This window comes from Marivita cryptomonadis (assembly GCF_002115725.1).
GTDB lineage: Bacteria > Pseudomonadota > Alphaproteobacteria > Rhodobacterales > Rhodobacteraceae > Marivita > Marivita cryptomonadis.
Genome location: NZ_JFKD01000001.1, coordinates 147,844 through 165,983, shown reverse-complemented (window position 1 = coordinate 165,983; position 18,140 = coordinate 147,844). Strand labels below are relative to the sequence as shown.

Genomic DNA, 18,140 nt, shown 5'->3' with positions numbered 1-18,140 from the left:
GTCATTGTCTAATCTACGTCACTGCGTGCAACTTTCCAAACGCGAAGTCTGGTGCATTTGTCTCAACTCCAAAGAATAAGGGCGCTCCTAAAGGAACGCCCCATCTTGATTCTTTGCCGATGGATCAACCGTACACGGACTCTTTGCCGAAATGCTTGGTCAGCATGTAATAGACCACCGCCCGATACTTGTTCCGCTCGGACTTTCCATAGGTCTCGATGACCGAATTGATCGCGTCCATCAATTCCGGGCCGTCCTTCAAACCAAGCTTTTTGACAAGGAAATTGGTCTTGACCGTTTCAAGCTCGGACGCCTGCGATCCCGCGACAGTCGACGCGTCGTCGTTGTAGATGGCTGGTCCGCAGCCGATGGTCACCTTGGTCAAAAGGTCCATGTCCGGTGTCATGCCGCACTTGTTCTTCAGGTCGTCCGCATACTTTGCGATCAAATCGTCTCTCTTACCCATCACTGTCTCCCTGTGAAGTCTTGGTTCCCCGGAGGACCGGCCCCCAACAAGTGGAAAGGTGGCAAAAACCAAAGGATCCGGCAACGATTAATCACATTTTGCGTTTCGGCGGCGTGTTTTCCCCCTAGAGTGGGTTCGAAAGCCACGGGATTATGGCTGGAATAACAGACATTGGAGGGGCGTATGGGCCTTTGGAATTTTGTGAAATCGGCTGGCCGCAAGTTGGTCGGCAAGGACGACCTGCCGACAGCGGCCATTCTTGAAAAGGAAGTTGCCGATCTGGGACTCGACACCAAAGGTGCCGAAATCAAGGTCGACGGTGACAAGGTCATGGTCTCGGGCGGGGACATGACCCAAGAAGAACGTGAAAAGGTCATCCTGGCCGTTGGCAACGTCGAAGGCGTTTCTGCAGTCGAGGCAGACACGACGGACGAACCGGTGTTCCACGAGGTCGTGAAGGGCGACACACTTTGGGCAATTGCCGAGAAAACGATGGGCAATGGCTCAAAGTACAACGCGATCTTTGAGGCAAACCGCCCAATGCTTAGCCATCCGGACAAGATTTATCCGGGTCAGGTTCTGCGTATTCCGCAAGAAGCATAGGATAGATGCCTGGAGGTCTCTTCAGGCATCTCGCTTTCTTGACGAATAATGGCAGCGGTTTGCCCGGTCCGAAAGCTTCGGAAAGACCAGCAAACCGCTACTAATTCGTGTTTGCTCATGTTGGACGAAACTATTCACCGGCGGCAAATGTCGACATAGGCTTGGTTAGGATCAAAGTCTGCGCTTTTGACTTTCCAATCTCGCGCAAATACCAGACTTCTTTACCTTTTTTCTTGCTGGGTGGCTCTGAAACAATTTTGTAGGTTGATATTCTGGGGCCTACATTTGAGCCGTGCTGACAAACAACCACCTCATCGTTCAGTACATGGTCAATCACCCCGATATGAGCGTGATGGTCCGGCCCTTTGTGACCGTTTGGAATAACTTCCCAAACATCTTTTTTCTGGTCGTCCGACACTTTCGGGCGCGCCCACAAAACGACACTGTCGTAGTCAATATCATACCAACTATGCGCGACTCCTGCGATCTGCTTGTACTTGTTGTGATAGTGAATTGGTTTCTCAAGAAAACAGCCGATGGCTGTGTAATAGGCATTGGTAAATCCATTGCAATCCAACCCGATCTCCTGATCTTGGTCGATCCAAGCCTGCAAACGATCTGCCGAGACAAGGCCCGCCTTCAACGAGAGCTCGCATAAAAGCGAGATTTCCTCGAGTGTCGCATGTCCACAAAATGCCATCCGTATTCGATGTTTTGAGACATCCAGCCAATTCTTAGCGTGCTTGTTCTTTTTGACTTCCGAGTTCTTTTGCAATTGCCCTCTGAGCGTCCCTGCGCGTTTGTAAGCGCCCCCTCCAGTGCCTGACTTGTAGCGCGTGATGGCGACCTTTTTCACACCTCCTCCCGGCAGTCGCACCGGAAGGGCATGGCAAATTTCAACAAATTCCGAACACCACAGCTCTGGCTTGAACCTCGGGAAGTTGGCGTTTCGAATTTCCTTGATCGCCGGATGGTCGCGGTAATTGCCCATCTCAACCTCAAATGAAAAATGAATAGTAGCGAATGGGTGTATGAGACCACGCCGCCGCGATTCCTCAAAAGCCTTTCGTCGTCAGCATCAGTCTCTAGCGCGCGCTTTTTTCCGACTAGGATTGGATTGGAGCACTACGTGCCTGACAAAGAATGAAAAAAGGCCCGGACATTCACGTCGGGCCTTTCCTGTTCAATGCGCTAGTTCTTGCCGATTGGCTTAGTACCGATAATGCTCCGGCTTGAACGGACCTTCGGGGGTGACGCCGATGTAGGCCGCCTGTTCCGGAGACAATTGGGTCAGTTTGACTCCGATGCGGCCTAAGTGCAGACGTGCGACTTTTTCATCCAGATGCTTTGGCAGGATGTAAACTTGGTTCTCGTATTGGCCGCCGTTCTTCCACAGCTCGATCTGCGCTAGCACCTGATTGGTAAAGCTGGCTGACATCACGAAGGACGGGTGGCCCGTGGCATTGCCGAGGTTCAGCAGTCGACCTTCGGAGAGCAGGATGATGCGGTTGCCCGAGGGCATCTCGATCATGTCTACCTGCTCCTTGATGTTCGTCCACTTATGGTTACGCAGGCTTGCCACCTGAATTTCGTTGTCGAAGTGACCGATGTTGCCGACGATGGCCATGTCCTTCATCTCGCGCATATGCTCGATACGGATCACATCCTTGTTGCCGGTTGTGGTGATGAAGATGTCCGCGCTGTCGATTACGTCTTCGAGCAGAACAACCTCGAACCCGTCCATTGCCGCCTGAAGCGCACAGATCGGGTCGGCCTCGGTCACCTTCACACGGGCACCGGCACCAGACAGCGACGCGGCCGAACCTTTGCCCACATCACCATAGCCACAAACCACAGCGACCTTACCCGCCATCATCGTATCGGTGGCGCGGCGGATGCCGTCGACCAGCGATTCCTTGCAGCCGTACTTGTTGTCGAATTTCGACTTCGTGACGCTGTCATTCACATTGATCGCCGGGAACGGCAGCTGACCGTTCTTGTGCAATTCATACAAACGATGCACGCCTGTCGTCGTTTCCTCGGACACACCTTTGATCGCATCGCGCGTCTTGGTAAACCAACCGGGGGTTTCTGCCATCCGCTTAGCGATCTGCTTTTTGATCACCTCTTCCTCTTCGGATTGGGGCACCGGAATGATCTCTTCACCCGCTTCGGCGCGTGCGCCCAGAAGAACATAGAGGGTCGCGTCGCCGCCATCGTCGAGGATCATGTTCGCGCCTTCAGGGAACATGAACGACTTGTCGAGGTAATCCCAATGCTCTTCCAGCGTCTGACCTTTGATCGCAAAAACAGGCACGCCCGCCTCTGCAATCGCAGCCGCCGCGTGATCCTGGGTCGAGAAGATGTTACACGACGCCCAGCGCACATCGGCACCCAAAGCGGTCAGCGTTTCGATCAGCACAGCCGTCTGGATCGTCATATGCAGGGACCCGACAATGCGCGCCCCGGACAGTGGCTTTTCGGCACCATACTCTTCGCGCAGCGCCATGAGCCCCGGCATTTCGGTTTCCGCAATATCCAGTTCCTTGCGGCCGTATCCGGCCAGCGCGATGTCCTTGACGATATAATCTTTGGCCATTCCCGGCACTCCACATGTCAACCTTGATTGCGAAGGCAGGTAGCACGTGCTCCCTGCCCCGGCAATGCACGGTTGTTTACAACCAGCCAGCAGCATTCTACCCAAGACAAAAACGAGGCGCATCATGGCAAAACCACCACGCGCGTGGCAACGCATGCTTTCGGGCCGACGGCTTGACCTGCTGGACCCGACCCCAGTCGATATCGAGATCGAGGATATCGCCCACGGACTGGCCTTTGTCGCGCGCTGGAACGGTCAAACCTTCGGCGACTATGCCTATTCGGTGGCCGAGCATTCGCTGCTTGTTGAAACCCTGTTTGCGCGGCTCTGCCCCAAAGCAACCGCCGCAGAACGGCTAACCGCACTTTTGCATGACGCACCGGAATACGTGATCGGTGATATGATTTCGCCCGTGAAGGCAGCGGTAGGGCCGGGATATGGAGCGCTTGATGATCGGTTAACGGCGGCGATTCATATACGGTTTGGCTTGCCTGCCATGACCCCGGCCAAGCTCAAGAAGCAGATCAAGAAGGCAGACCGGATCAGTGCATGGATGGAAGCGACCCAAATCGCAGGATTCACCCGCTCGGAAGCCGACAAATTCTTTGGCGCACCTGATTTGGACTTGATTGCTGACCTGTCGATTGTGCTACGGGCCCCGGTCAATGTACGAAACGACTTCACCTCGCGCCACTCCACACTGATCGGAGAAATGGTGTGATCACAATTCGTCGTGCCGGGGCTTTGGATGCCCGGCAAATGGCGGAACTTTTGGATGCCATCGTCAAAAAAGGCGGGACCACGGCGCATACAAAGCCCATATCGCGAGACATCATTCTGGAATGGATGGGTCGCGACCCGGACAGGTCGGCATGGCATGTTGCGGAGGACGACGCAGGGCACATCCTTGGGTTTCAGTTTCTCGAACCGCACCCCGATCTTCCGCCCGAGGCCTGTGACATTGCGAGTTTTGTGCGATTGGGAAAAACTGGTCTTGGCGTGGGCTCAAAGCTGTTCGAGGCATCTAAAACAGCCGCAAAATCCCTGGGATATCGCTGGATCAACGCAACGATCCGCGCCGATAATGGCGGAGGATTGGCCTATTATCAAAGCCGTGGGTTCGAAGACTACGCACATCACCCAAAACAGCAGTTGGGCAATGGCGCGTTGGTAGACAAGGTCAGCAAACGCTACGATCTGACTTAGCGCGGCGACCGTTTTGCAAGGATGCGCTGCAAAGTGCGGCGATGCATGTTCAAGCGGCGCGCTGTCTCCGACACGTTGCGATCACAAAGTTCGTAAACACGCTGAATATGCTCCCAACGAACGCGATCCGCGCTCATCGGGTTCTCTGGTGGCGGGGGAAGATCGTCTCCCTTGGCCAGCAAAGCGTTTGTGATATCCGTCGCGTCTGCGGGTTTGGACAGATAATCCGTAGCGCCGATCTTGACCGCTGCCACAGCCGTGGCAATCGCACCGTATCCGGTCAGAACCACAACCCGACTGTCCGGACGCTTGTCTCGAATGACCTCGACCACATCAAGGCCGTTCCCATCCTCCAATCGAAGATCGACAACGGCGTAAGCAGGGGGACGCGCAGTTGCTATGGCAGAGCCTGCCGTGACCGATTGGGCTGTTTCCACCTCGAAGCCTCGCTTCTCCATCGCCTTGGCCAGCCTGCGCAGAAACGGCTCGTCGTCGTCCACAAGAAGCAGGCTCTTGTCGTCACCCAGATCGTCGATGGTACGCTCGCTCACCGTGGTTCCCTCCCGTCGCGTTTGCGTTATCCGCCAGTATTACCGGCGAATTTTCCAACATCAACGCACAAATGACCCGCTAACTTGCGGCGTCAAGAAAGCACGATGTCCGTTCGGCGACCTGTTCGGGGGTTAGTTCGCGGCGAAAGAACTCGACAAACCCATCCTCCGGCATGACGAGATAGGTGAAGGTCGAGTGGTCGACGAGGTAATATTCATCGTCTGCCGGCTGTGCGCGGAAATAGGTGCGGTAAGCTTGACTGGCTGCCTGTACCTGTTCTTCAGAGCCGGTCAGTCCGATCATGTTTTCATGCAGATTGGCTGCAAAGTCACCGACGACTTCGGGCGTATCACGCTTGGGATCGATCGAGATAAAAACCGGCGTGACCTCATTGCCCTGCTCGGCCAGAAGATCAACCGCCTCGGCATTCCGAACGGTATCCAGAGGGCACACATCCGGGCAAAACGTATAGCCGAAATAAATCAGCGACGGCTTTGTGATCACATCTTTGTTGGTGACGGTCTCACCCGTTGAATTTACCAAGGTAAAGGGTCCACCTATCGTGTCCGACCCACCCGCGACCTGCGTATTGCGGCAGGATGCGTACTTGTCCTCCCCTTCAGAAGGCTGGCTTGCATACCAAACCCCGCCCATCAGCGCGACGATTGCCACGCCAGCCGAAATCGCTGCCAAACGTACCATGGGATCTCCTTCGCATGTGCACGAACAAAGCCTTTCTCATCAGAATTGGCTTGCCTATGCTCTGACGGTGTTGAGGTAAGGATTTTGAAATCCGGGGCAAGAGGCGAAAGGGCGCAGATGACGGAATCCGAGTTCGGTATCTTCCAGGAACGCCAGCGCGGCAGCTTTATTCGCCTGCGAACCATGATTTGGTTGCGGTGGTTCGCCATCGTTGGACAACTGGCGGCAATCACACTGGCGCAAAAGCTTTACAACCTGCAACTTGAACTCGGCCTGTGCTATTTGGCCGTCGGCGTCTCGATTGTCGGCAACTTGATCGCCATTTTCGTCTTCCCAGAAAACAAGCGTCTGAACGAGGCCGAGAATTTTCTCATGGTCCTGTTCGACCTGTTGCAACTGTGTTTCCTCCTGTATCTGACAGGTGGTCTGCACAATCCGTTCACGATCCTGATCCTTGGGCCAGTGATCGTGTCAGCGACGATCATGACCCTCAGATCAACGATCATCATCGGAGCGACAGCTTTGACTCTGGTGACGCTGATGGTGTTTTTCCATTTGCCGCTGCGCACCGAACAAGGATTCATCATGCGCATCGCAGATGTGTTTGTTTTCGGCCAATGGATTGCGATCACCATCGCGGTAGTCTTTTTGTCGCTTTATGCACGCCAGATCACCGAGGAAATGAATTCAATGGGTGACGCTGTTGTGGCAACCCAGATGGCGCTCAGCCGGACGCAGATGCTCAACAATCTCGGCGGCGTGGTTGCGGCCGCAGCGCATGAGCTTGGCACACCGCTGGCCACGATCAAACTGACAAGCGCGGAACTGATTGAAGAACTGTCCGATCAGCCAGACCTGCAAGAGGACGCACGGCTCATCCGCGAACAGGCAAACCGCTGTCGCGATATCCTGCAATCCATGGGGCGTGCAGGCAAACAGGATCTCCAAATCCGGTCTGCGCCTTTGATGGAGGTGATCCGTGAAGCTGCCGAGCCCCATTTAAGTCGCGGGAAAGACGTTCTCATTGAACCTCATGGCACGGAAGAAGACTTTGATCCGCCGCTGGCCTTGCGGCGCCCCGAAATCATCCACGGTCTCCGCAACCTGATCCAGAATGCTGTCGATTTCGCCCGCGCAACCGTTTGGGTCGAAGCGCATTGGACCGAAAATACCGTCTCCATTCGCATTTTGGATGACGGGCCGGGTTATCCAACGAACATGCTTGGCCGGATTGGTGATCCGTTCGTCAGAAACCGAAAAACCGACCGGGACCGCAAGGCGCGCCCGGAATACGAAGGCATGGGGCTTGGGTTGTTCATTGCCAAGACCCTGCTTCAGCGCTCGGGTGCGGAATTGAGCTTTGCCAACGGCGGAGATCGCAATAACGGTTCCACACAGCGCCGGGGTGCCATCGTCGAGGTGGTCTGGCCGCGCGACGCAATTGTGCCACCAAGTTTGCCAAAAGGCGAAGGCATTGGCGAAAACCCGTCTTTCCAGCTCTGAAAGTCTACAGTCGCATTAACCTGCGGTTAACCTTGCGGCCATTGAATGGCGTATGGCCGAACCGGGGGACTTTTGATGAATGCAGCATATGTAACCGCGGCCATCATCGCGGTGGCCAGTGTCGCTTTGGCTGTCAGGGTGCGTCTCCTCCGAAACAGACCCAAGCCCCAACTTTCTTCGCCAGAGACAACTCACCCCATAACACTCGTGTTTCAGGACTCCCTCCTCGTGGATGCCGACGACAGGGTGTGGTCAATGCTATCTGCTTCGGACGAACCACAGTCGTGGCAAGTAATCCACCGTCTGCTCTACCCAATGATGCCCGATCTGCCCGAAACACTGGTCGAGCTAAATCGCACATCCCAAGATGGCGAACTTCATGTCGATATTCACCGTACCGAAGATTGTTTTCGCCTTACCCTAAGGCCAACAGCCACCAATCAGATAGACTGGTTCAAGGCAAAACAGACAGCCATCCTGTCGAAACAACGCTGCGATGCGGTGAAACATGCACCCGATCTGATCTGGTTCACGTCCCGCGACGGTGTTCTGCTCTGGAGCAACGATGCTTTCTCGCACTATGCAGAGTCGCATAACGGCCCTGCAGCCTTTTGCGATCATCTTGCGCAAATCCTATCGGACACCAACCTGTCCAAGCCAACTCGTGTCAAAGTAGCCCTTGCTGACACGCGGCCTGATCTGAACCGCTGGCTGGAAGTGACCCGTCAGGACACAGACAACGGATGCGTTTTCTTTGCGACCGGGATCGACGGAATGGTGCATGCAGAAGCAGCCCAGCACAATTTTGTCCAGACACTGTCCAAGACATTCGCAAACCTGACAACAGGACTTGCAATTTTTGATCGGGATCGACGTCTGATGCTGTTCAATCCGGCCCTCGTCGATCTCAGCCGCGTTCCAATCACATTCCTCAGCGCGCGCCCCACCCTGTTCGAATTCTTTGACAAATTGCGCGAGTGCCGTGTCATGCCGGAACCCAAGAGCTATGACGATTGGCGCGAACGCCTTGCCAAGCTGGTTGCCGCGGCAAGCGATGACAGGTTTCGCGAAACCTGGACGCTCGCTAGCGGACAGACCTTCGACATCACCGGCCAGCCCTATCCCGACGGTGCCATTGCGTTCCTGTTCAACGACATCACTGCCGAAGTGTCTTTGACACGGGGCTATCGGGTAGAGCTTGATACGCTTCAATCCGTGATCGACATGATCGAAGACGCGGTATGTGTCTTTGATTCACAGGGAATTCTGACCCTGTGCAACACAGCGTACGCGACACTCTGGAACACTGATCCTGACGCCGGTATTCCCGAGACAACGATACTCGATGCCACGCAAACCTGGAAATCGGCGTTTCATCCCAGCCCTCTTTGGCCGGAACTGCGTGATTTCGTTACCAACACAACTGAAAGGGCGAGTTGGGACACCGATTTGCGCCGCAAGGACGGACGAGAACTGGTGTGTCGGATAGACCCGATTTGCCACGGCGCAACTCTCATACGCTTTTGCCACCGCACTCAGCAGCTTGACACCCACAAGGGTACCGAGGGGCTGCAGATCGTTTCTGCCTGAACGCAGGTTTCAAATCTTGCAGCCCCCGACAGGGCAGGTAAACATGCTGGCATGACCCAAAACTGCGCGGAATTCATTTCAACATCGCCTGATGAAACCGCGCGACTTGCCACAAGGTTGGGGGCTGCCCTGCGTGCTGGCGACACGCTTTTGCTTGAAGGTGAGATTGGTGCCGGAAAAAGCCATTTCGCACGCGCGTTGATCCTATCACGTCTGTCAGTGCCCGAAGATGTGCCGTCTCCGACCTTTACCATCGTTCAGGTCTACGATCTGCCAGATTGCGAGCTCTGGCACGCTGACCTCTATCGTCTTGGCGGTCCCGATCAAATCGTCGAACTTGGGCTTCATGATGCGTTTGAAACCGCGATATGCATCGTCGAATGGCCGGATAGGCTGGATGATTTGCGGCCCGCACAGGCGCTGACCATCCGCCTCGACGACCCCGAAAAGACCGATACGCGACAGATCAGTATCACATGGTCGGATCGTGCTTGGGCGGACCGCATCGCGAGGATACTGGAATGATCTTCGACTCGTTTTTGGATGCCAACGGCTGGGGGGATGCACGTCAGGAACCGCTGGCCGGTGACGCATCGTCTCGCCGTTATATAAGGCTCTATTCAGGCGAAAAACGTGCTATTTTGATGATTGACCCACAAGGCGACACCGCCTGCTTTGCACACCTCGCGACACATCTGCGCGAAGTCAATTTGTCGGCGCCTGAAATCTATGACCATACGTCCAACCTGATGTTGCTGGAGGATCTCGGTGATGCGCAATTTGCGCGGGTCGCCAAGGATCAGCCAGACATGGAATGCACGCTATACGCAGCCGCGACCGATGTACTGTGCCATCTGGAAACTCGCCTCGCCCCAAGTGACCTGACGTCCGCGACACCCGAACATTTAGGGCGCATGATCGAGCCTGCGTTCACCCACTATCTGCCGCTCCTAGGCCAAAACGCAGGCGCAAGCGCATCGGAAATTCAATTGAGGCTGACGGATCTGCTGTCACGTCACCTGCCAGCGGATAGGGTACTTGTGCTTCGCGATTATCATGCCGAGAACCTGATATGGCTACCTGATCGAGACGACGTCCGCCGCGTCGGATTGCTCGATTTTCAGGACGCGCTTGAAGGACCGCCAATCTACGACCTCGTTTCCCTGCTGCAAGATGCGCGCAGAGACGTGAGCGATAACTGTTACGCTGATACCCTAGCACGGTACATCGACCAATCCGGTCGTAGTGAATCCAACGTTCTACCCGCGTTTCACCTTCTTGGTTTGCAGCGAAACCTTCGCATTTTGGGAATCTTCGCGCGACTGGCGATGGAACAAGGAAAACCATCATACCTTTCCCTGATCCCAAGGGTCTGGCGGTACATAAAAACCAGTCTTGCTGCGCCAATTGCACGTGAGGTCGAACCCTTGATCACCGACCTGTTCCCAGAGCCAACGCCAGAACGTCTGACACCGCGAGCTTTGTCATGACCGATGCCGTGATGCTTTTCGCCGCCGGTTTCGGGACGCGCATGGGCGCCTTGACCAAGGACAGGCCCAAACCCTTGATCGCAGTTAACGGAACACCTTTGATCGAGCACGCCATGACATTCGTGCGCGACCTTCCATCCCCACGGGTGGCGGCCAACGCCCATTACTTGTCAGAACAGATCGTCGATCATTTTGCCGGAAGCGATGTTCAGGTGTCGGTTGAAGCACCAAACATCTTGGACACCGGAGGCGGGCTGAAGGCAGCACTTCCCCTGCTAAAGAGCGATGTGACTTTTACGATGAACACAGACGCAGTATGGGATGGCCCCAACCCGCTTCAGGTGTTGAAGTCTGCTTGGTCCGAGGGCATGCACGCGCTTTTGTTGTGTGTGCCCAAGAACCAAACAATCGGTCACACGGGCCGTGGCGACATCGACATTCTTGCCGACGGACACGCGCAATGGGGCACCCAAACCGTGTTTTCCGGAGTGCAAATGATACGCACAGAAATCGTCTCTGACACACCGCAAAACGTGTTTTCCTTGAAAACCGTTTGGGAGGCGTTGGAAGCCAAAGGCGCGCTGCACGCCGTTGCGTATCCAGGTCGGTGGTGCGACGTCGGACATCCAGACGGCATATCGCTTGCCGAAGCGATGCTTGGGTCTGCAGATGTTTGATGTGACCGACAAGCCACGGGTCTTTGGTTTGCCGCCCGGCGCAGATTTCGCACAGGATTTGGTGTTAGGCCTGACATTACGCATGGCCGGCCAGTCACCCGAAGCAATGGCCCGTGTCGACCTGTACGTGAACACTCGGCGTATGCAACGTCGCATTGAAACAGTGTTTGCCAGTCTTGGCGCAGGCTTCCTGCCTCGGATTAGGCTGATCACGGATCTTGCCGACCCATTGGATCGCATACACCTGCCAAAGCCCGTGCCGGCCCTGAAGCGGCAGCTTGAGCTTGCAGAGCTGGTCAGGAAATTGATCGAGGCAGATCCCGGTCTGGCGCCTCGATCTGCCGTCTACGATCTTGCAGAAAGCCTTGGAGCGCTGTTGGACGAAATGCAGGCCGAAGGCGTCACCCCGGACGATATAGCTGCGCTGGATGTGACGGATCAATCGGGGCACTGGGAGCGCGCCCAGCGCTTCCTGCAGATCGTCACGCATTATTTCGACCCAGACAGAGACACGCCAGATGCCGCGGCGGTGAACCGCTTGGCACTCCGCATGAAGCTTTCCCGTTGGGAAGATGTCCCGCCCCAAAATCCGATTATCATCGCCGGGTCGACCGGATCACGCGGTTCCGCGTTTCAGTTGATGACGGCCGCAGCAAAATTGCCCCAAGGCGCAGTGATCCTCCCGGGATTCGACTCTGACATGCCGGATTCGACCTGGGATGTTTTGCGCAACGATGTCCGCAACACTGACGCGATGCAGGGCGAAGACCATCCCCAATTCAGGTTTGCGCGCTTGCTGGACAGGTTGCACATGCGCCACAGCGATGTTGCGCGTTGGGCACCCACACCGCCACCCAGCGCTGCCCGCAATGCGCTTGTCTCGCTTGCCCTGCGCCCCGCGCCGGTCACTGACCAATGGCTGAGCGACGGTCCAAATCTGCCACCTTTGGCCGAGGCGACTCAGTCACTCACCCTGCTTGAAGCAGCATCTCCACGCGATGAAGCCCGCGCCATTGCAATGCGGTTGCGTCAGGCTGCAGAAGATCAGACCACCGCCGCCCTGATCAGTCCGGACCGCATGTTGACGCGCCGGGTCAGCGCCCTGCTGGATCGGTGGGGCATTTTGCCAGACGACAGCGCCGGCACGCCTGCACAGCTCACCGCGCCGGGCCGGTTGCTTCGGCACATCGCACAATTGCGGGTCAACGGCCCAACTGCCGATCAATTGCTCACTCTCCTGAAGCACCCGCTCTGCCACAGTGGCGCGGACCGTGGCCAACACCGTCTTTGGACATCGGAGTTGGAGCTTTTCATCCGAGGAAAAGGTATTCCTTACCCCGATTTACCACAGTTGATGGCGTGGAAGGGGGCTGACGACGCTCAGGAATGGCTTGACTGGATCGATCGCTGCTTTCTTCAGCCTGCCTTGATGACACAACAACCGCTTGGTGAGCATGTCACGCAGCACATATCACAGGCCCAATCCATATGCGCGGGGTCCAAAAGTGACGATGCGTCGGAACTCTGGAACAAGAAGGCGGGTGAAACATGTAAGGGCGCTTTCGACACACTTATCGAAAACGCAGGTTTCGGCGGAACAATCTCGGCGCGCGATTATGCCGATCTCGTAGACAACCTTTTGCGCAGCCACGAGGTGCGCGACCGCGATGCACCGCACCCCCATATCCTGATCTGGGGCACCATCGAGGCGCGCGTGATGGGCGCGGACCTTGTGATCCTTGGTGGGCTGAACGAACAGTCGTGGCCGGGGTCTCCTCCTGCCGATCCATGGTTGAACCGTCGTATGCGCCAAAACGCGGGTCTGTTACTGCCCGAACGGCGCATTGGCCTGTCCGCACATGACTTTCAGCAGGCTGTCGGCGCAAAGGAAGTCTGGCTGAGCCGGGCAGTGCGATCCGAAGATGCCGAAACCGTACCCTCCCGTTGGCTGAACCGTCTGACCAACCTGCTTCGAGGTTTGCCAGACACCGGCGGCCCTCATGCGCTGAACGAAATGCAAGCCCGCGGTCACGTCTGGTTGACGTTGGGAAGGGTTTTGGAAAAGCCAATTCCAACCCCGGCAGCACCCCGACCGTCGCCCGTGCCACCGGTCAGAGTACGTCCCGTCGAATTGTCAGTCACGAACATCGAAAAGCTGATCCGCGACCCCTACGCGATCTATGCGTCCAAGATACTGCGCCTCCGGCCATTGCACCCCATCCAACACGCGCCAAACCCGATGCATCGCGGCACGGTGATTCACAGGGTGTTTGAAGAATTCGTCTCTGACACGGCCAAAAACCGTGTTCCAATCTCGGAACAGACGCTGCTTTCCACAGCGCGTCGTATCCTTGATTCCGAGGTGCCGTGGCCGACGGATCGTATTCAGTGGCGTGTCAGGATCGAAAAGATTGCGCATTGGTTCATCGAAAACGAATGGGCCCGGCAATCGGCTGCGGCCCCTGTTTTGTTCGAATCCCAAGGCGCGATGGATATCGCGGACCCGCCGTTCCGCATCACCGCCAAAGCCGACCGGATCGACCTCAACGACCGCTCAGAGGCATTTGTCTACGATTACAAGACCGGGACAGCGCCCACCAAGAACCAACAGCTTCAATTCGACGTGCAGCTGCTTGTGACAGCGGCCCTGATCCTTGAAGGCGGGTTCGACGGGTTTAGCCCCCGTTTTGTAAGCGAAGCGCGTTACATCTCTCTGTCTGGCAATGGTAGCGAAGTGCCAGCACCTTTGGATGAATGCCCACCGGATCGCACACTCGGCATGCTAAAGTCTCTGATCCAAGCCTACCGAGACCCTGATACCGGCTATACGGCCCGAAACAGGGCACACAAAGACTCCTTCAGTTCAGACTATGACCAGTTGTCCCGGTACGGCGAATGGACAGCCGCGGACCCCGCCAAAAAGGTCTTTCTGTCGTGATCCGTAACGATGCAACCGAAGCACAGGTGCGGGCTGCCGATCCTTTTGCATCGACATGGCTGGGCGCGAATGCCGGATCAGGCAAGACCCGCGTGCTGACCGACCGGGTGGCCCGACTGCTGCTGCGGGGAACGCGGCCAGAGCATATCCTGTGCCTGACCTTCACCAACGCGGCTGCAAGCGAAATGCAAAACCGCCTGTTCAAACGATTGGGTGAATGGGCCATGTTGGAAAACAATGCCCTGTCGGCACAATTGGAGGAATTGGGCGAACCCGTAGACAGCTTGTCCACAGATTTTCTGTCCCGCGCCCGGACCCTGTTTGCCCGCGCCATCGAAACACCAGGCGGGCTGCGCATTCAGACGATCCACGCGTTTTGCGCCTCAATCCTACGGCGGTTTCCACTCGAAGCCGGAGTCAGCCCACAGTTTCAGGAAATCGACGACCGGACAGCACAATTGCTTCGCGAACAAATCCTCGATCATATGGCCAGTGGCCCAGAGGCCGATCTGATCGGCGATATCGCGCGGATCGCATCGAACGAACCGTTGCAGACACTGGCTGAATCGATTGTCGGCCAACGCGATGGGTTCATGCCAGCTTTGACCCGCAACGATCTCATGAACCGTTACGGACTTGCGCCCCATCAGACGCTCAATACCCTGCCATCCGAGGTCTTTCCCGGTGACGAATTATCATTTCTGGCAGGGTTAGTCTCTGATTTACAGTCTGGTGGCGCAACCGACAACAAGCTTGCAGATGCGATTGCTCAGGCGCAAACCGGCGGTCTAGACGCAGTGCTCGCGCTTGAGAGCGTGGTGCTGACGCAGCAAGGTACGATCAGCCAACGCGTGCCTCCGACCGGCAAACTGCGCAAAGCCGCACTGGCGACCAGCGTGAACCGGCTTGAAGCTCTATACAAAAGGATCGAAGCGGCACGCGACACGCGGCTGGCGCTCGATGCGGTGGATCGAGATACTACACTCCACCGTTTTGCCGAGGCGTTCCTCAACCGGTACGAAAAGACGAAACAGGCGCGCGGCTGGCTTGATTTCGACGATCTTATTACCCGGACAAGAACGCTTTTGACCGATCGGCAGCAGGCGCAATGGGTGCTATACCGACTTGATGGCGGCATAGACCACATTCTGGTGGACGAGGCACAAGACACCAGCCCAGCGCAATGGGACGTGATCAATAAACTTGCTCAGGAATTCACTTCTGGCGAAGGCGCACGCAGCAAAGTGCGCCGTACGATCTTTGTTGTCGGCGACAAGAAGCAGTCAATCTATTCGTTCCAAGGTGCCGATCCCCGTGAATTTGACACGATGCGGAGTGCATTCCGCGATCAGATGCAGGCGACTGATGCCCCCTTGCAGGATGGGCAGCTCAGCTATTCGTTCCGTTCCTCCGTTCCAATCCTCCGCTTGGTGGACGAGGTGTTCAAAGGGCGCGGCGATGCAGGTTTTCTGCCTGATCAGAGCCACATATCCTTTCACGACCACATGCCGGGCCGCATAGATTTGTGGCCACTGATCACACCTGCCGAGGAAGAAAAAGACGACCTTCCTTGGGACACACCTGTCGACCGGGTCAGCCCAACGCATCATCATGTCATCTTGGCCAAGCGCGTGGCAGGGTTCATTCACCAAACGCTTGAGAACAAGACTGCGATTCCTACCGGGGAAAAGAACGGTGTTGTGACGGCACGGCGCGTGCACGCCGGGGATTTCCTGATCCTCGTCCGCAACCGCGGCGGTCTTTTTCATGAGATCCTCAAGGCGTGCAAGGCGCTGGACCTGCCGATTGCGGGAGCCGACAAGCTCAAGGTAATGGCAGAGATTGCAGTCAAGGATCTGCGCGCGCTCTTGTCGTTCCTCGCCACGCCCGAGGACAGCCTGTCGCTGGCTTCTGCGCTGCGATCCCCGCTTTTCGGTCTCGACGAACAGGGAATTTTCGATCTCGCTCATCGGCGTAAGTCACCCCACCTTTGGGAGGAACTGCGACATCGCAAAGACGAATTTCCAGCTGTCTTGGAGGTGCTGGATGATCTCCGGGACCAGGTGGATTTTCTCAGACCTTATGACCTACTGGAACGTGTTTTGATCCGCCACAAGGGCCGGCAAAAACTGATCGGACGTTTGGGAGAAGAGGCTGAAGACGGGATAGATGCTTTGCTCAATCAGGCTTTGGCCTATGAACAGACGGATATCCCAAGCTTGACCGGGTTCCTCCACTGGATGGAGACCGACGACATCGAGATCAAGCGCACGGTCGACAGCGCAGGCGCACGAATTCGCATCATGACGATTCACGGTGCAAAAGGTCTGGAAGCGCCGATTGTCATCCTGCCCGATACCCACAAAAAAGCTTCGCATTCCGGCAAGGAGACCTTTGTAAAGTTCGACGGCACTGCGCATTGGCGAGGGTCCGACAAGACGCGTGCGGCGTATCAGCGTACTGCCTTGGAACTGGCTCGGCAGGCCGAAGAACAGGAACAGGACCGGCTTCTTTATGTTGCCCTGACCCGTGCAGAACGCTGGCTTGTCGTAGCGGCGGCGGGTGCGGCGGACAAAGCAGAAGAAAGTTGGCATGACCGTGTCAAGGCAACGCTGCAATCAGTTGGCGGCGTTGGCTGTGACTTTGGCTTCAATGACGACGGACCGAATGAGGGTTTGCGCCTTGACCACGCCGATTGGCCTACCCCAATTGCCGACGCCCCGGTTAGTACGCCAGAGCCCGAGCCTTCGCTTCCTGCGTTCTTCGAAAGGCGCGCGCCCGAACCACCAAATATGCCCGACGTTCTAAGCCCGTCTGATCTTGGGGGAGCCAAAGCGTTGCCCGGAGCGGATGGAGACCTGTCGGAGGTCGCCAAGGAGCGCGGGACGCTCATACATCTTCTTTTAGAAACCTTGCCTGCCCTTGCCAGAAATGACCGCGAAGCTGCCGCACGTGCTCTTGTCGGCGCCCACCCGTTGGCCGAGGACATGATCAGCGAAGCCATTACCGTGCTCGGGTCACCCGAACTAGAGGTGTTTTTTAGGGAAACCGCGTTGACCGAAGTCACGATCACCGCAACGGTCGACGCCTTGCCACGTGCCCGCTTGCACGGCGTGATCGACCGACTGTTGGTGACCGATGACGCCGTGATTGCCGTGGATTTTAAAACCAACCGCACCGTTCCTGCCAGCGAAGAGCAAACGCCAGAAGGTCTTTTGCGCCAAATGGGCGCGTATCACGCCATGTTGGCCAAAATTTATCCCCACAAGCAGATCGAGACAGGCATCCTATGGACACGGACAGCCACCTATATGCCGTTGTCGGAAAACCGTGTGACACAAGCACTCGTGAGAGCGCGGCACCTTGACGGCCCATCTGAGGCTACATAGTCTCTCGTTCCGATTGACCCATGCGCCCGAGCCTCAAGGAGAGCCCTAATGCCCACCGTCGCCGTGACCGATGAAACCTTCGATGCCGAAGTCAAAAACTCCAGTGTTCCCGTAGTCGTGGACTTCTGGGCCGAATGGTGTGGCCCGTGTAAGCAGATCGGCCCAGCGCTTGAAGAGCTGGCCGCTGAATACGGCGATGCCGTCAAGATCGCCAAGGTCGATGTCGACAGCAATCCAAACTCGGCCGCCGCGATGGGTGTTCGGGGCATTCCGTCGCTGTTCATCTTCAAGGATGGTCAGGTTGTGTCCAACAAGACCGGCGCCGCCCCCAAAGCGGCCCTGAAGGGTTGGATCGACGAAAGCATCTGATCTTTCAAGGTTTTACAGCAAACGCCCGGCCTCTAGCGCCGGGCGTTTTGCGTTGC

At 56.5% G+C, this 18,140-nt stretch carries 16 protein-coding genes; 11 read left to right on the top strand and 5 right to left on the bottom strand.

The genetic code is table 11. From position 1 onward, the window contains the following. Positions 1-124 precede the first annotated feature (124 nt). Positions 125-466: a DUF2853 family protein gene (locus tag MCRY_RS00775; RefSeq protein ID WP_085627553.1), complete on the bottom strand. Its 342-nt coding sequence runs from the start codon at positions 464-466 to the stop codon at positions 125-127. A 183-nt stretch (positions 467-649) separates the two neighbouring features. Between MCRY_RS00775 and lysM the strand changes: the two genes are divergently transcribed. After that, positions 650-1,069, top strand: coding sequence for a peptidoglycan-binding protein LysM (gene lysM, locus MCRY_RS00770; protein ID WP_085627552.1), 420 nt, complete (start codon positions 650-652; stop codon positions 1,067-1,069). A 130-nt stretch (positions 1,070-1,199) separates the two neighbouring features. Here lysM and MCRY_RS00765 read toward each other — a convergent pair whose 3' ends face one another. After that, the gene (locus MCRY_RS00765) at positions 1,200-2,060 is read right to left on the bottom strand and encodes a hypothetical protein (protein ID WP_138487787.1); all 861 of its coding nucleotides are present in this window, start codon (positions 2,058-2,060) and stop codon (positions 1,200-1,202) included. Between the two features lie 219 nt (positions 2,061-2,279). Further along, positions 2,280-3,668, bottom strand: a complete 1,389-nt coding sequence (gene ahcY / locus MCRY_RS00760) for an adenosylhomocysteinase (protein ID WP_085627550.1) — start codon at positions 3,666-3,668, stop codon at positions 2,280-2,282. A 124-nt stretch (positions 3,669-3,792) separates the two neighbouring features. Here ahcY and MCRY_RS00755 point away from each other — a divergent pair, with 124 nt between their 5' ends. Beyond that, positions 3,793-4,389 (top strand): HD domain-containing protein, encoded by a 597-nt coding sequence (locus MCRY_RS00755; protein ID WP_085627549.1) that lies wholly within the window; start codon positions 3,793-3,795, stop codon positions 4,387-4,389. Then, positions 4,386-4,874 carry a GNAT family N-acetyltransferase gene (locus MCRY_RS00750; protein ID WP_085627548.1) on the top strand — a complete coding sequence of 163 codons (489 nt, stop codon included), beginning with the start codon at positions 4,386-4,388 and terminating at the stop codon, positions 4,872-4,874. The genes MCRY_RS00755 and MCRY_RS00750 overlap by 4 nt, the downstream gene beginning before the upstream one ends. Here the strand turns inward: MCRY_RS00750 and MCRY_RS00745 are convergent. Both MCRY_RS00745 and MCRY_RS00740 read right to left on the bottom strand, forming a co-directional pair. Then, entirely contained in the window at positions 4,871-5,425 is a 555-nt protein-coding gene (locus tag MCRY_RS00745) for an ActR/PrrA/RegA family redox response regulator transcription factor (protein ID WP_085627547.1), read from the bottom strand. The genes MCRY_RS00750 and MCRY_RS00745 overlap by 4 nt on opposite strands. A gap of 79 nt (positions 5,426-5,504) precedes the next feature. Then, on the bottom strand, positions 5,505-6,128 hold the full coding sequence (locus tag MCRY_RS00740; protein WP_085627546.1) for an SCO family protein: 624 nt from the start codon (positions 6,126-6,128) through the stop codon (positions 5,505-5,507). A 117-nt stretch (positions 6,129-6,245) separates the two neighbouring features. Here MCRY_RS00740 and regB point away from each other — a divergent pair, with 117 nt between their 5' ends. The 8 genes from regB (at position 6,246) to trxA (ending at position 18,084) form a co-directional block, all read left to right on the top strand. Beyond that, positions 6,246-7,631 carry a sensor histidine kinase RegB gene (gene regB / locus MCRY_RS00735; protein ID WP_085627545.1) on the top strand — a complete coding sequence of 462 codons (1,386 nt, stop codon included), beginning with the start codon at positions 6,246-6,248 and terminating at the stop codon, positions 7,629-7,631. Between the two features lie 255 nt (positions 7,632-7,886). Then, positions 7,887-9,221 (top strand): PAS-domain containing protein, encoded by a 1,335-nt coding sequence (locus MCRY_RS00730; protein ID WP_171046060.1) that lies wholly within the window; start codon positions 7,887-7,889, stop codon positions 9,219-9,221. Between the two features lie 51 nt (positions 9,222-9,272). Beyond that, positions 9,273-9,746, top strand: coding sequence for a tRNA (adenosine(37)-N6)-threonylcarbamoyltransferase complex ATPase subunit type 1 TsaE (gene tsaE / locus MCRY_RS00725; RefSeq protein ID WP_085627543.1), 474 nt, complete (start codon positions 9,273-9,275; stop codon positions 9,744-9,746). Beyond that, complete coding sequence (locus tag MCRY_RS00720) at positions 9,743-10,711, top strand: aminoglycoside phosphotransferase family protein (protein ID WP_171046061.1); 969 nt, start codon at positions 9,743-9,745, stop codon at positions 10,709-10,711. Before tsaE ends, MCRY_RS00720 begins: the two co-directional genes overlap by 4 nt. Continuing rightward, positions 10,708-11,388 (top strand): nucleotidyltransferase family protein, encoded by a 681-nt coding sequence (locus tag MCRY_RS00715; RefSeq protein WP_085627541.1) that lies wholly within the window; start codon positions 10,708-10,710, stop codon positions 11,386-11,388. The genes MCRY_RS00720 and MCRY_RS00715 overlap by 4 nt, the downstream gene beginning before the upstream one ends. Then, positions 11,381-14,326 carry a double-strand break repair protein AddB gene (gene addB / locus MCRY_RS00710; protein WP_085627540.1) on the top strand — a complete coding sequence of 982 codons (2,946 nt, stop codon included), beginning with the start codon at positions 11,381-11,383 and terminating at the stop codon, positions 14,324-14,326. Before MCRY_RS00715 ends, addB begins: the two co-directional genes overlap by 8 nt. Next, positions 14,323-17,715, top strand: coding sequence for a double-strand break repair helicase AddA (addA, locus tag MCRY_RS00705; protein ID WP_085627539.1), 3,393 nt, complete (start codon positions 14,323-14,325; stop codon positions 17,713-17,715). Before addB ends, addA begins: the two co-directional genes overlap by 4 nt. Before the next feature lie 48 nt (positions 17,716-17,763). After that, positions 17,764-18,084, top strand: coding sequence for a thioredoxin (gene trxA, locus MCRY_RS00700; RefSeq protein WP_085627538.1), 321 nt, complete (start codon positions 17,764-17,766; stop codon positions 18,082-18,084). Positions 18,085-18,140: the final 56 nt, after the last annotated feature.